Raw genomic sequence first — 14,459 nt, 5'->3', positions numbered from 1 at the left:
TGCTTAGGATTAACTCATTAGCATAAATTGAAGCTGTAAACAAGATGTTTTTGCCATCTTTTCTCATTGATTCTTGGAGAGCTAAAAAGCATTCGTCCTTTTTGATTTGCAGAAAAGGTAACCATTGAATAAACTTTTTCTCCGACTGATAATAAAATAGTACAGCAAATTTCATATTTAAAACGATGCTTACCATCTATTCCACCCACAAAAATCGAATTTGGAAGTACAGCCCCAACAATGATTATTTTTAATTTTCAGACATAAAAAAAGGTTTATTGAAACAAATTTCAATAAACCTTCTGTATCATTTAGTGATAATAGACCTTATAAAGAATATTATAAATTATTTTTTGATCATTAAAACTTTATTAATGCTAGATATCAAGGACAAATTAAATTCATAATTTGTCACTAAAACATATCATTTTTAAAGCATTTTAAGATTATTCACTTCCAATTCTGTAAGAATCCTCCAGTGACCTCTTTTGATGTTTTTCTTTGTAAGTCCTGCAAACATTACTCTGTCCAGAGCTTCTACTTCGTATCCTAAACGTTGGAAAATTCTTCTGATGACACGGTTCCAACCGATATGAATTTCGATTCCGATTTCATTTTTAGGTTTTCCTTCAATAAACGAAATTTGATCAACTTCTGCAATACCTTCATCCAAACGAATTCCTTCTGCAATAAGTTTCATGTCTTCGTTCGTTAATTTTTTGTCTAAGGTAACGTGATAAATTTTCTTAGAATCAAAAGATGGATGCGTCAGTTTTTTAGTCATGTGTCCGTCATTGGTCAAAAGAATAACTCCGGTTGTAGAACGGTCTAATCTTCCTACCGGGAAAACTCTGTATGGAGAAGCATTTGCAACCAAATCCATTACCGTTTTTCTTGCTTTGTCATCTTTAGTTGTAGAAATATAACCTTTTGGCTTGTTTAAAAGCACATAAACAGGTTTTTCAGGCGTAATATTTTGTCCGTCAAATACAACCTTGTCAGTCTTCTCAACCTGGTAACCCATTTCTGTTACTACTTTTCCGTTGACTTCCACCAAACCTTGAGTAATCAACTCATCAGCTTCTCTCCTACTGCAAATTCCGGAATTGGCAATGTATTTATTAAGACGAATAGTATCTTTATGAACGTCTTTTTCAACTTTCTTGAATCTTCTTTGCTGTACAAAAGATTTTGCTTTATCCTGATCTTTATCGCTTCCTTCAGTTCCGGGTCTTCTTCCGTATTTCAGGCTGCCTCTTTCGTATTTATCTCTAACGTCAAAACTATTGGGTCTGCTACCTCCTCTTTTGGGAGCAGATTTACCGAAAGTCTTTTTCTCTTCACCTGAACTTGTAATAAATGGTTCTTGTTCAGTTTTTGAATATTTCTTATTCATTCGAGCTTGATAACTTGTATCATCACTTCTTTTAGAATCAGAATTTCTTTCTCCCGCTTTAGGGAATGACTTCTTGAAAGGTTTTGATCCGGAATCTCCAGATTTAAGAGAACGAGGGCTGTCTGAGTTTCTTGTTGAAGATCTAGGTTTTTTAGGTCTCCCTGAATTATTATTGTCTCTGCTCATTCTAAATATTTTTGCAAAGATAGTGATTTAGTTACGAGTTAGAAATTAAGAATCATAACTTTGTAGCTTAGAATAGCTTTAATTATAAAAAAATCATACGATGATTACTTTATTAGACGAAAATTTTTCGCAGCTCAATCAATTTCTGACCGAAAAATCATTCAGCAAAATTTTTATTCTGGTGGATGAAAACACACATGAATATTGCCTTCCTGTATTATTAGGTAATTTGGAAACCGATATTTCTTTTGAAATTCTGGAGATTGAAGCAGGTGAAGAAATGAAAAACATTCAAACTGCCAATCAGCTTTGGGAAATTCTTACAGAAATGCAGACCGACCGAAAAGCTTTAATAATCAATCTTGGTGGCGGCGTGACTACCGATATGGGAGGTTTTGTAGCTTCTACTTATAAAAGAGGAATTCAGTTTATCAATATACCGACGACGCTACTTTCAATGTGTGATGCATCTATCGGTGGTAAAACAGGAATCGATCTGATGCATTATAAAAATATGGTAGGAACATTTTCTTTTCCTGAGCAGATATATGCTTATACGCGATTTTTAGATACTCTTCCCGCAAAAGAACTGAAAAGTGGATTTGCCGAAATGTTAAAACATGGCTTAATTGCAGATAAAAAACATTGGGAAGATTTAATAAAGTTGCAGCATTTAGATCCTGTTGGGATTGAGCCTCTTATTCCGCATTCAATGGAAATTAAGCAAGAAGTTGTGAATGCTGATTTTCATGAGAAAAATGTAAGAAAGACTTTAAACTTTGGTCATACCATAGGCCATGCTATCGAAAGTTTATGCCTTCAAAGTGAAAACCCTATCCTTCATGGTGAAGCGGTTGCTTTGGGGATGATTTGCGAAAGCCATCTTTCTTATCTTGAGGGTTTAATTTCTAAGGAAGATTCAGAATTAATCATAGAAAATATCCAGCGCTATTTCTGTTTTATTGATTTGAGCGGTTTTAAGGATGAAGATATTTTCAATTTATTATTAAATGATAAGAAGAATACTGATGCAAAAATCAATTTTTCTTTGCTTTCAGCAATCGGTTCTTGTATTTATGATCACGAATGCAGTAACGAAAATATTCAAAAATCAATTAATTATTACAAAACATTGAGTGAATTTTAAGTTTAAAACTAAATTTTTAGATTTAAATTTAAATAATTGTTATTTACAGCATATTAATTAGCTTAAATTTAATTAATTCATATTCATTATGTTACGCTTTCAACCATTCATTATTGTGAATGGTTTTTTAATGTTTTGAACATTCTTTACATTTTGGCAAACAATTTGAAAGATACGACTCGTCAAACTCAAAAGTTTGGTAGTAAAATTTAAAATTAGAATTAGTAAAATATTAAAAAATTTAAGTTATGAAAAAGTTAATTTTAGGAATCGCAGTTTTGTCAACATCTTTGGCATTTGCTCAGACTACAACGACAACCACAACTAGATCAATGTCTTCTTCAGATGTAAGATTTGGTATTAAAGCAGGTATGAACGTTTCTTCATTATCAAAAAATGAAACTTTAGAAGATCAAGGATCAAAAATCGGTTTTAATGCAGGTGTATTTGCTAATATCCCGGTTGCAGAATCATTTAGTATTCAGCCAGAGGTTTTATACTCTCAATATGGAGACAAATATGATTATGTAGTAGCAGGAAACAGATATTCTTATGCAAACCACCTAGATTATGTTACAGTTCCAGTAATGTTTCAATACAACTTTATTCCAAATTTATATGTAGAAGCAGGTCCGGAATTTGGTTTCATGGTTAGTGCAAAAAACAAGGCTAAAAACGAAACTAATAATGATGTATTAGCTGAATCAGGAAACTATAAAGATAATTTTAATACATTCAACGTAGGTATTGGTTTAGGTGCTGGATATTATTTCACAGATAATATCGGTATTACAGCAAGATATGTTGCAGGTGTAACAGATATTGCTAAAGACAGACCAGCTAATTCGGATGCTGTAAGAAACAATGCTTTCCAAGTAGGTTTAGCTTACAAATTCTAAGAAAAGAACAATCTTATTTCAATAGAAAAGGTCAGACTTAATTGTAAGTCTGACCTTTTAATATTTAGATATTTAAATCTTAATTAAATAATTCTATTTCTTCTCCTTTTGCTACAGGATATTCTTCAGTAAAACATCCGAAGCAGTGGTTTGAAGAACCTAAAATTTCTTTTAAATTATCAGTACTTAAAAACTCCAAAGAGTCTACTCCCAAATAATCTCTCAACTGTTCTGTTGTCATATTGGCAGAAATCAAATCGTCTTTCGATGGTGTATCTATCCCCAAATAGCAAGGTGCAATAATGGGTGGAGAAACACTTCTGAAGTGAATTTCTTTAACGCCTGCTTCTTTTAAAATTTTAACCAATCTCTTAGAAGTTGTTCCTCGAACGATTGAATCGTCAATGATAACTACTCTTTTGTCTTTGATCTCAGAAATAATAGGATTCAGTTTCAGATTAACAATTCTTTCCCTCATTTCCTGAGTAGGAACGATGAAACTTCTTCCGATATATCTGTTTTTAATCAAAACAGGGCGGAAAGGTATTCCTGAAGCTTTAGAAAAACCAATTGCAGCAGGAACTCCAGAATCTGGAACTCCAATTACGATATCAGCCTCTACAGGAGCCTGTTCCCAGATTTTTTCACCAGATTTTTCTCTGATCTCGTAAACATTAATGTTTTCTAAAGTAGAATCGGGTCTTGCAAAATAAATATATTCAAAAGAACAAATTCTCTGCTTCCCTCTTTCCTCATTTACCATGTAAGAATTTAGTTTTCCAGGTTCGTTTTCATTGGTATAAATGATTTCTCCCGGTAAAATATCTCTTACATATTGAGCTCCCACTGCATCTAAAGCTACAGATTCTGAAGCAACAACATATGTTTTCTCATCAACAGCTCCTAAAACCAAAGGTCTGATTCCGTTGAAATCTCTGAATGCAAAGAATTTGTTTCTTGTCATCCCAACAACAGAATATGCGCCTTCAATTTTCTCCATCGTTGCTTTAATGGCACCACGAAGTCCAAGGTCAAGATTTTTTTGAATTAATCTTAAAATAACCTCAGAATCGGAAGTCGCTCTGAAAACTACACCTTCAGCTTCCAGTTCATTCTTTAATTCTTTCGCATTGGTTAAGTTACCATTGTGAGCGATAGAAAGTATAATCTGGTCATATTCGTTTTTGGCAAAAAATGGCTGGAAATTATACTTCTTTTTATCTCCTGCAGTCGTGTAACGGGTGTGCCCGATTGCAGAATTTCCCATAAAAGTTTCAGGTTCCTGAATCTCTTTATAAACATCCAAAACCAAACCTTCATCTTTCATGTTGGTAATCTTTCCGTCTTTAAGAACAGAAATACCACAAGCTTCCTGACCTCTGTGCTGAAGCGCAAAAAGCCCAAACTGAGAAAGAGAAAACGTATCCAGATCGTTATCAGAATACATCCCAAAGATCCCGCACTCCTCGTTTGGAGCATCCAGTCTTTCTTCTTCCTGCGTTCTGAAAAGATTTCTTCCGTAGGTTTGAGTTTCAAACTGTTTTAAATATTCACTTTTATGAATGTCTAAACTTTTCATTTCTATTTTTTCTAAATTAGAAGTTAGATATTAGATGTTAGAAATTAGTCTAAGTTAACTTCAATTATATTTTTAAACTTGTCTTCAATGAATAAATCATTTTCTGTATCTCAGCTAAAAGTTCTTTTAAAGGAACTATTTTAGTTTCGGAAATAAAATTTAAATCTATTAATAATTGTAACTGAGTTTGTAATTCGTAAGTAGAACCAAACGCAATTCCAAGAAATTGATAAAATTCGTTCTTATTATTTCTTCCTGCTCCTTCTGCAATATTGGAAGGTATCGAAACTGCACATCTTCTGATTTGAGAAAGTAAGCCAAACTTTTCTTCATTTGGCAATTCGGCAGTAACCAGATAAACTTCTTTTACTAAAGCCATTGATTTACTCCAAACTTTCAAATCTTCAATTCGGTGCGATTTCATACTAAATTCTAATATCTAACTTCTAACTTCTCAAACTTTACTTATTAAGTAAAGTTTTCAATCTATTGTAGATCTCAACATAAGCTTCGGTAACCTCACCAAGATCTCTTCTGAATCTGTCTTTATCCAACTTCTTCATCGTGTCTTTGTCCCAAAGTCTGCATGTATCAGGAGAAATTTCGTCAGCAAGAATGATCTCTCCGTCTGAAGTTTTTCCTAATTCTATTTTGAAATCAACCAAAATAATATTCATTTTGTCGAAAAGATCGATCAGAATTTCGTTGATTTTTCCTGTCAATGCATACATTTCGTTTAGTTCTTCATAAGTAGCTGCACCCAAGAAAACTGCATGGTGATCGTTGATTAGTGGATCTCCCAATTCGTCTTTTTTGTAGCAGATATCGAAGATGGTAACCGGAGATTTAATTCCTTCCTCAACTCCTAATCTCTGAGCCATGCTTCCTGCAGAATAGTTTCTTACGACCATTTCCAAAGGAATAATTGATACTTTTTTTACCAATTGCTCTCTTTCGTCTAGTTGTTTGATGAAATGAGTTCTAATTCCTTTTTCATTTAAATATTCAAAAATAAGAGTGGTGATGGCATTGTTCATTTCACCTTTTAAATCTACAGATCCTCTTTTTTGAGCATTAAACGCTGTTGCATCGTCTTTGAAACGTACCACAACTTCTTCAGGATTTTCGGTTGCAAATACTTGTTTTGCTTTACCTTCATACAGCATTTCTAGCTTTTGACTCATAATTTTTACTTTTTTTACTTTAGAAAACCTTGAATCAAAGGTTTTCAGTTAATTAGATTTATATACTTTTACTTAATTAAAATTCCTGCTATAACAGCAGTTCCAAAACTTAATAGTGTACCGATCAATACATATTCTGTCAGTTTTCTTTGTTTTGCCTGTGCGAGATCACTGAATCTGAAAACAGATTTTGCAGCGACCATAAAACCAACTCCTTCCCAATGATTGACTACAATAAATGCGAAAACCAATAACCGTTCTAAAATCCCGATGTATTTTCCGGCACTCGATAAAGATTCGCTTTGCAAATTATTTTCTCCTTCGCTCACGGGAGTCCAAGATGATAACAATAGTTTAATAAAAATTGAAGCTGGCGATGTTAAAAACAAAGCAGCCATTAAAATTTTCAAAAATTCCTGATCTTTTAGAAATTCAAAATTAAATTCACTGAAATAAAGAGAAATTCCTCCGATAACAGCTACATGAAGAGCCTGATCTATAAAGAACCACGCCTTTTTTGTCTGAATATTCTGAAAACTAAGTTTACAGGCATCAATAATGAAATGAGTGATTCCCACTAAAACTGCTACCCACCAAAGTTTAAGATCCCAAAGGAAAATAAAACTTAAAACAGTGTGAATAAGCACATGAAAATATAAATATGAACTTTTCAGTTTACGGTTCTCTTTATCTGCAACCCAAGAATTTGGCTGAAGAATAAAATCTCCGAGTAAATGTGCCAATATGAGTTGAATAAAAATCATGCTTACAGTTCTGAAATTTTCTTTTTAAAATAATGATTGGTTTCTACGATCAGTTCGTAGTTTGCACGCTTCAGCCTTTGGCTGATTGAGGACTGTGAAATGGTAAATTTTTTGGCAAGATCTTCTTGTGTATAATCTTGATTCATTATCATTTCGTGGATAATTTCGGCAGTTGCCATCGTCCAATTATCAAAATCTTTGGATGCCCATTTTAATAAAATATTGAGATCACGGTCTATAGGATCGTTGGAAGTTTTAATGGAAACGGTGTCGCCATCACTCTTCAGATCATTCAATAATCTTCCGGAATTCACGTAAGCGGAACCGTTGGATTCGGTAATTTTTTCGGATGAAAAACTTTCTTCTCCAATTCCAATCGCAATTCTTACATCTAAATTTTCCTGACTTTTTATAAGAGATTTGATAGCTAAGAAATGCCAAAAAACATCATCGATATTACATTTAAATTGAAATTCGTCGCCTCTGTAGATTTCCCATGTTTCAGGAGCACTTCCCCACTTGTCGAGAAGATTTTTAAGCTTGGTAATCCAAACTTCAGTATCTGCATGCTGTGAATTTATAATATCACCGGTAATGACCGCTATCATTTTGCAAATATAATCATTATTACTTATAAATAAAAAATATAAGCAGATTTGATTATAAGTAATAAATATTAGCTTTTTTGCTTATAAATTTTATAAACAAAAAACTTCGCTCAAAGTTGAACGAAGTTGTACAGTTTGTATTTAAATTTAATCCTACTTCTTAATAAACTGATAAGCTTTATCGTCAAGTTTCAACAAGTAAGAACCAGTTTTTAAATTCTGTACAGAAATATTTTTCTTGTTTTTAAATGGCGTTTTCTCGCTATAAATTAATTGCCCTGAATAATCTAGAATTTGAGCATTCTGAACATTTTCAGTTTTTCCACTTACAAAAATGTTTTCATGAACCGGATTCGGATAGATTTTAAACTCTTTTTTAACAAATAATTCGGCTTCAGAAGTAGTTAATGTACCTAGATTTTGGCAGTAATTGCTTGCATAAGAATCCCATTCATTACTATTGAAAGTTGAAGTTGGCTGAGTAACAGTATTTTTTCTATACAGAGAGATGTTTGCATTGGTGTTGCTTGCAAATTTACTTCCTATAGCATCAATTGTCGCCGAATTATAGGCTAACTCTACATATTGAGTTCCGGTAAAAGTTAAAGCTTCTCCTGCAGTAAGAAATAAAGCATCACTGTTTGTAACGCATGACAGCGCAGATTTTGGATTGAGGATGATAAAACTTTCGTTATTCTGAATTTTGCCTTCAAGTTCAAAACTCCCTGCGAAATAATAGGAATCCGTTATGCTGTTATAATACTGTGTTTTGATACTGTAATTGTTTAAATTAACTTCATGACCGGTTTTATTTAAGATCTCCAAAGCTTTATTATTGTCTGTTCCTTCAATATATTTTGTAATTAAAAGATCTTTAGAATTTGAATCTGTTGCAAGAGTAGATACAGTTGCAGTATTGCTGTCTGTAGATTGTAGATAACCCTGATCATAAGCTCGCACAGTAAATAAGTAGGATGTTGCAGGATTTAAATGATCAATAACAAGAGATGTTGATTTTGTAGTTGCTAAAAAAACGCCATTCTGATAAACATGATATCCTATGACGTCTGTACTAGCGCTTGGCGACCATGCAATGTTTGTATAATAAGCACCGGATTGTGTAATAGTTAAATTGGCAGGAGGTTGTGGCGCGACTGCGTCTGGAGTCTGTACCCAAATTGCATTAACCCATTGCGGGTTGTCAATAAAGGGGTTTCTGTTATTCTGAATAGCATATACCGCATTGTTTCTATTGATTTCTCTCTGAGAAACCGGGTCTTGCGTATGCCACTGAATAAGCATCGAAATGTAAGCAGGATCAAATGCACGCTCTGCTGTTCCGTCAAACGGCGAACGATCTATCGCAGGATTAATATTAGTGGAATAATTAAATACCGGCAATTTGCTTTCGTATCTCACTGCAAAATAGAGCAGCATTCTTGCAATATCTCCTTTAAATTCATTTATTGGCTCATAAACCCTATTGGTATATACATAATTCGGAATAGCGCTGTTGGCAATTTTTGATGTATTGCTAAAAGTATAGTGAATGGTGGAGTTCCCAATTCCGTAAGGGTAATTGTTTCTCAACTGATTGATCCTTGCATCTGTAGGAATGACAAAATGCAAGTCTGAATACATCGGATAATTACTGTTAAAAGTGCTTTGTGGTACGGCATGTTCTCTGTTGTACCCTAGCCCCTCGGCGCCTGACGTACTGATCAGGTTTGCAGAAGTATATTCGTAGGCGTCCGGACCTGTCGGGATTTCGGAATACATGTCCAGTAAAACTGTTGTGTTACTAGATCCGTGATCATAATATTGATCTAAATCGGTTTGATTGTACAAATTAGGCAAGTCACTGTAACCCCAGTTGACATTTTTTGTTGCAGTAATTTCATGAAGCTTAGATTTTAAAGCATAACCTGTCAATCCTGTTGTTCCATCATAATATCCCGCCGGAATTTGTGCTGAAACGTAAACAGATATAAAAAATATAGGTAGTAAAAGTTTTTTCATGGGTGAAAAATTGGATAGCTAAAGTAAGAAATAAACATGCGGAATGCTAATTACTGAGATTAATATATTATTAACAATTTAAATTTAATTTACTGACAATTAATTACTTATTTGCTGCAACTTATCTTCAAAACAAAATATTTTCGTATTTCGGCAATTTAAGTATCTTTGGGACATAACTATACATGTAATATGAACACAGAAACGATTAACAACATCAAAATGATCGCGGAAACAGCAAAGGAATTTGCTGAAAAGAATATCAGACCCAATATTATGGAGTGGGACGAAAGTCAGACTTTTCCTAAAGAGCTATTTCACCAGTTAGGTGACATGGGATTTATGGGAATTGTGATTCCTGAAGAATATGGTGGTTCTGGTCTTGGCTATCACGAATATGTTGCTATTCTGGATGAAATTTCTCAGGTAGATCCTTCAATTGGATTATCAGTTGCGGCACACAATTCATTGTGTACCAATCATATCTATGAATTTGGAAATGAAGAACAAAGAAACAAATGGCTTCCACAGTTAGCTACCGGTAAAGTAATAGGAGCTTGGGGGCTTACAGAGCACAATACAGGATCAGATTCTGGAGGGATGTCTACTACAGCTGTAAAAGATGGTGACGAGTGGATAATCAACGGAGCTAAAAACTTTATCACTCATGCAATTTCTGGTGATATCGCTGTTGTAATGACTAGAACTGGAGAAATTGGAGCTAAAAATAATTCTACTGCTTTCGTTTTAGAAAAAGGAATGGCTGGTTTTACTTCAGGTAAAAAAGAAAACAAACTTGGGATGAGAGCTTCAGAAACGGCAGAACTTATTTTTGACAACGTTCGTGTTTCAGATGCGAATCGTTTAGGTGAAGTTGGTGAAGGTTTCAAACAGGCGATGAAAATTCTTGACGGTGGTAGAATTTCTATTGCTGCGTTAAGTTTAGGAACTGCAAGAGGAGCTTATAAAGCGGCATTAAAATATGCTAAAGAAAGAAAACAGTTCGGAAAATCTATTTCAGAATTCCAGGCGATCAACTTTATGTTGGCTGATATGGCAACAGAAATTGATGCAGCAGAATTATTGATCCAGAGAGCTTCTACGCTGAAAAATGCAAAACAGAAAATGACAAAAGAAGGGGCAATGGCAAAATTGTATGCTTCTGAGGCATGTGTTAGAATTTCTAACAATGCAGTTCAGATTTTTGGAGGTTACGGGTATACAAAAGATTTCCCGGCTGAGAAATACTACAGAGATTCTAAGCTTTGTACGATTGGTGAAGGTACTTCAGAAATTCAGAGAATGGTTATCGGTAGAGATATCACAAAATAATTTTTTGGGTTAATTTACCTTAAAATTAATATAAAGGAATAGCATACGTAATTTACGTGTGCTATTTTTATTTTATGTAAGTATTTTCATAATGATATATTGTTTATTCAATGCATTGCATAATTTATTAAATTAAATATCTAAAATTTTCTTAAATAATTTTGTTTTTCATAATATAATTTTTATTAGCTTTGATATTCCAAAATCAAAATAGATAATATATGAAAAAACAACTATTGGTGATTGGAATGCTGGTTTCAGGCATTTCATTCGCTCAGACAGACCGTCTTTGGTCTGAAAGTTCTAAAAAAACAAATTCAGAAATTTTTGAAAACAAATCAACAATCAACAATCCGAAGATCTATAGTTTAGATATTGACGGATTGAAAAATGCTTTGGCAAAAGCTCCAAAAAGATTGGCTGTTGGCGAAAAATCAGACATTATCATTTCTTTCCCAAATTCTGATGGCAAATTGGAACATTTCAAAGTAAGGGAAAATTCCAATTTCGATCCTCAATTGGCTGCGAAGTATCCGGATATCAAATCTTACGTTGGTGAAGGTCTGGGAGATTCAAATTCTACAGTGTATTTCAGTATTTCTCCATTGGGTTTATCTTCTATGGAAATTTACGGTGATAAGTCTGCGGTTTTTATTGAGCCTTATACAAAAGATCTTTCAACCTATGTCGTTTACAGAAAATCGGACAAAAAAGATGATCTTAATAAGTTTGAATGTACAGTAATTGATGTTGCTCAGAAAGGAATTTCGAGCACAGATAATCTTGCAGCAAGACCCAATGCAGATGATGCAAAACTACGAACATTCAGATTAGCTTTGTCTTCCACAGGAGAATACACGACCTATTTTGGAGGGACAAAAGCACTTGCTTTAGCGGCAATGAACAATACAATGACCCGTGTAAACGGAGTTTTTGAAAAAGACTTTTCGGCGAGAATGGTCTTAATTGCCAATAATGACGCTGTAATTTACACCAGCGCTTCTACGGATCCTTATTCTGCAGCTTCAGGAATGAGCAGCTGGAATTCTCAGCTTCAATCGACCTTAACTTCAGTAATTGGTGAAGCTAATTACGATGTTGGGCATTTATTCGGAGCTTCCGGAGGTGGCGGAAATGCAGGCTGCATCGGCTGTGTTTGTGTGAACGGATCAAAAGGAAGTGGTTATACTTCTCCGGCAGATGCAATCCCTTCGGGAGATAATTTTGATATCGATTATGTAGCTCACGAATTGGGTCATCAGTTTGGTGGAAATCATACATTCTCAATGAGTAATGAAGGAACCGGAGTTAATATGGAACCTGGTTCCGGATCGACTATTATGGGATATGCTGGAATTACAAGTCAGGATATTCAGGCGCACTCAGATTCTTTTTTTCATGCAGTAAGTATTCAGCAGATTACAGATAATATTAAGGCTAAAACCTGTCCTACAAGTACGAGTACAGGAAACTCAGTACCAACAGCAAATGCAGGTGCAGATTATACCATTCCGAAAGGAACTCCATTTATGCTAACCGGTGCTGGAACTGATGCAAACGGAGATGCTCTTACTTATATCTGGGAACAGATGAATAATGCATCTTCTTCTCAAACCGGAGCGAGTTCAGCGGCAAGTGCTACAAAAGCAACAGGGCCAACGTTCAGATCGTGGACTCCACAAACAACTCCTACAAGATATTTCCCAAGAATGGCTTCTGTTTTAACGGGTGCGACAACAACAGCTGGCTCAGAAATTACTGTTGAAGCATTATCAAACGTTGCAAGAACTTATAATTTTAGATTCACAGTTCGTGATAACAGAGCTGGAGGTTCTGGAAATAATTCTGATGATGCGGTAATTACTGTTAACGGAACTGCAGGTCCATTCAGTGTAAGTTCTCAAAATACAGCAACAACTTATTCGGGAGGAACTTCTCAAACAATAACCTGGAATGTTGCCGGAACTACAGCAAACGGCGTAAATGCTGCAAACGTAGATATTCTTTGGTCTACAGACAGCGGAAATACATGGACGACTCTACTTTCAGGAACTCCAAACGATGGTTCTCAGGCGGTAGTTATTCCAAATTCGTCTACGACTACAGGAAGAATTATGGTAAAGGGTTCAAATCATATTTTCTTTGATGTAAACAATGCAAATATTACGGTAAATGCAGGTTCAGGAACTTCTGATACTACTCCACCGACGGCTCCAACTTTAGCAGCTTCAGGAACTACTTCTTCAAGCACGAATCTTTCTTGGTCGGGCGCTACAGATAATGTTGCTGTAACAGGTTATGATGTTTATCAGGGTGCTTCATTGGTTGGTTCTACAACTTCTACTTCTTATACCGTAACAAGTTTAACGCCTTCTACGACGTACAGTTTTACCGTTAAAGCTAAAGATGCGGCAGGAAATAATTCTGTTTCAAGCAATACAGTTTCTGTGACAACTCTTGCTGGAAGCTCGGTTACTTATTGTTCGGCAACATCAACCAATACATCGGATGAAAGAATCGGGAATGTAAAATTCGGAACGATTAATAATACTTCAACAGGAACTTCTGGTTACGAAAACTTTACTTCAGTTTCCACCAATGTTACACGAGGTTCAGCTTATACGATTTCTGTAACTCCGGTTTGGACTTCAACTAAATATAACGAAGCTTATGCAGTTTACATTGATTACAATAAAGATGGTGACTTTACAGATAGTGGAGAATTGGCCTGGACGAAAACAGGTTCACAGACAAGTCCGGTAACAGGATCAATTACAATTCCGTCAACAGCAACTCTTGGTAATACGAGAATGAGGGTAATGATGCAATACAGTTCTGTTCCTTCATCTTCTTGCGGTTCTTATACTTACGGACAGGTTGAAGATTATACTTTAAATATTGTTTCATCCGGAAGAGGTGAAGATTTTGACACGAAAGATCTCATGACGGATATTAAATTGTATCCAAATCCTGCAAGAGACATTTTAAATGTTTCAAATACAAATAGTGAAGATTATAAAATCTTCGATATGGGTGGAAAACTAATCAATTCAGGAAAACTCAAAGGAGGCTCAGTGAATGTAAGCGGTCTTGTAAAAGGTGCTTACGTAATTCAGGTGGGCGAAGTTTCTAAGCGATTTATTAAAAACTAACTTCCTCTCAATTAAACTTTAGATCTTTTTAGGCTGCTCGGAAACGGGCGGCCTTTTTTTTATTTAGGATTTCGAGTTTCGGGTTTCGAGATTTAAAACTCGTATTAATCCTATCTCGTATCTCGCAACTTTATTGAGTACGTTAATTTAAACCTCAATCAATCATATTTTCTCATTCCTAATTTTTATATTT

General features: G+C 34.7%; 11 protein-coding genes. 4 read left to right on the top strand and 7 right to left on the bottom strand.

The window, feature by feature from the left end; genetic code table 11:
- Positions 1-430 precede the first annotated feature (430 nt).
- Positions 431-1,582: a pseudouridine synthase gene (locus EG358_RS12070; protein ID WP_228421271.1), complete on the bottom strand. Its 1,152-nt coding sequence runs from the start codon at positions 1,580-1,582 to the stop codon at positions 431-433.
- A 100-nt stretch (positions 1,583-1,682) separates the two neighbouring features.
- On the opposite strand from EG358_RS12070, the gene aroB reads away from it, so the two are divergent.
- Entirely contained in the window at positions 1,683-2,729 is a 1,047-nt protein-coding gene (aroB, locus tag EG358_RS12065; protein WP_076558423.1) for a 3-dehydroquinate synthase, read from the top strand.
- 248 nt (positions 2,730-2,977) lie between these two features.
- Positions 2,978-3,628, top strand: a complete 651-nt coding sequence (locus EG358_RS12060; protein WP_076558421.1) for a porin family protein — start codon at positions 2,978-2,980, stop codon at positions 3,626-3,628.
- 79 nt (positions 3,629-3,707) lie between these two features.
- Here the strand turns inward: EG358_RS12060 and purF are convergent, their stop codons facing one another.
- The 6 genes from purF to EG358_RS12030 form a co-directional block, all read right to left on the bottom strand.
- Positions 3,708-5,207: an amidophosphoribosyltransferase gene (gene purF / locus EG358_RS12055; protein WP_076558420.1), complete on the bottom strand. Its 1,500-nt coding sequence runs from the start codon at positions 5,205-5,207 to the stop codon at positions 3,708-3,710.
- A gap of 64 nt (positions 5,208-5,271) precedes the next feature.
- Positions 5,272-5,631, bottom strand: coding sequence for a four helix bundle protein (locus EG358_RS12050; protein WP_076558418.1), 360 nt, complete (start codon positions 5,629-5,631; stop codon positions 5,272-5,274).
- A gap of 37 nt (positions 5,632-5,668) precedes the next feature.
- Entirely contained in the window at positions 5,669-6,391 is a 723-nt protein-coding gene (gene purC / locus EG358_RS12045; RefSeq protein ID WP_076558416.1) for a phosphoribosylaminoimidazolesuccinocarboxamide synthase, read from the bottom strand.
- 68 nt (positions 6,392-6,459) lie between these two features.
- A complete protein-coding gene (locus tag EG358_RS12040) occupies positions 6,460-7,155 on the bottom strand; it encodes a DUF3307 domain-containing protein (RefSeq protein WP_076558414.1) in 696 nt (231 codons plus the stop codon).
- Between the two features lie 2 nt (positions 7,156-7,157).
- A complete protein-coding gene (locus EG358_RS12035; protein ID WP_076558412.1) occupies positions 7,158-7,763 on the bottom strand; it encodes a SatD family protein in 606 nt (201 codons plus the stop codon).
- Positions 7,764-7,916: 153 nt separating this feature from the next.
- Complete coding sequence (locus tag EG358_RS12030) at positions 7,917-9,782, bottom strand: endonuclease (protein WP_076558410.1); 1,866 nt, start codon at positions 9,780-9,782, stop codon at positions 7,917-7,919.
- Positions 9,783-9,974: 192 nt separating this feature from the next.
- Between EG358_RS12030 and EG358_RS12025 the strand changes: the two genes are divergently transcribed.
- Positions 9,975-11,114 (top strand): acyl-CoA dehydrogenase family protein, encoded by a 1,140-nt coding sequence (locus EG358_RS12025; protein ID WP_076558408.1) that lies wholly within the window; start codon positions 9,975-9,977, stop codon positions 11,112-11,114.
- A gap of 221 nt (positions 11,115-11,335) precedes the next feature.
- Positions 11,336-14,266, top strand: a complete 2,931-nt coding sequence (locus EG358_RS12020; RefSeq protein ID WP_076558405.1) for a zinc-dependent metalloprotease — start codon at positions 11,336-11,338, stop codon at positions 14,264-14,266.
- The last annotated feature ends 193 nt before the right edge of the window (positions 14,267-14,459 follow it).

It is taken from the genome of Chryseobacterium indoltheticum, from assembly GCF_003815915.1.
Lineage (GTDB): Bacteria > Bacteroidota > Bacteroidia > Flavobacteriales > Weeksellaceae > Chryseobacterium > Chryseobacterium indoltheticum.
The sequence above is the reverse complement of the archived record's forward strand: the minus strand, read 5'-3'. Positions and strand labels throughout refer to the sequence as shown.

Bases quoted from the DNA above. Each gene is read 5' to 3' on its own strand.
- EG358_RS12070 (WP_228421271.1), bottom strand. From the start codon at position 1,582: ATGAGCAGAGACAATAATAATTCAGGGAGACCTAAAAAACCTAGATCT.
- aroB (WP_076558423.1), top strand. From the start codon at position 1,683: ATGATTACTTTATTAGACGAAAATTTTTCGCAGCTCAATCAATTTCTG.
- EG358_RS12060 (WP_076558421.1), top strand. From the start codon at position 2,978: ATGAAAAAGTTAATTTTAGGAATCGCAGTTTTGTCAACATCTTTGGCA.
- purF (WP_076558420.1), bottom strand. From the start codon at position 5,207: ATGAAAAGTTTAGACATTCATAAAAGTGAATATTTAAAACAGTTTGAA.
- EG358_RS12050 (WP_076558418.1), bottom strand. From the start codon at position 5,631: ATGAAATCGCACCGAATTGAAGATTTGAAAGTTTGGAGTAAATCAATG.
- purC (WP_076558416.1), bottom strand. From the start codon at position 6,391: ATGAGTCAAAAGCTAGAAATGCTGTATGAAGGTAAAGCAAAACAAGTA.
- EG358_RS12040 (WP_076558414.1), bottom strand. From the start codon at position 7,155: ATGATTTTTATTCAACTCATATTGGCACATTTACTCGGAGATTTTATT.
- EG358_RS12035 (WP_076558412.1), bottom strand. From the start codon at position 7,763: ATGATAGCGGTCATTACCGGTGATATTATAAATTCACAGCATGCAGAT.
- EG358_RS12030 (WP_076558410.1), bottom strand. From the start codon at position 9,782: ATGAAAAAACTTTTACTACCTATATTTTTTATATCTGTTTACGTTTCA.
- EG358_RS12025 (WP_076558408.1), top strand. From the start codon at position 9,975: ATGAACACAGAAACGATTAACAACATCAAAATGATCGCGGAAACAGCA.
- EG358_RS12020 (WP_076558405.1), top strand. From the start codon at position 11,336: ATGAAAAAACAACTATTGGTGATTGGAATGCTGGTTTCAGGCATTTCA.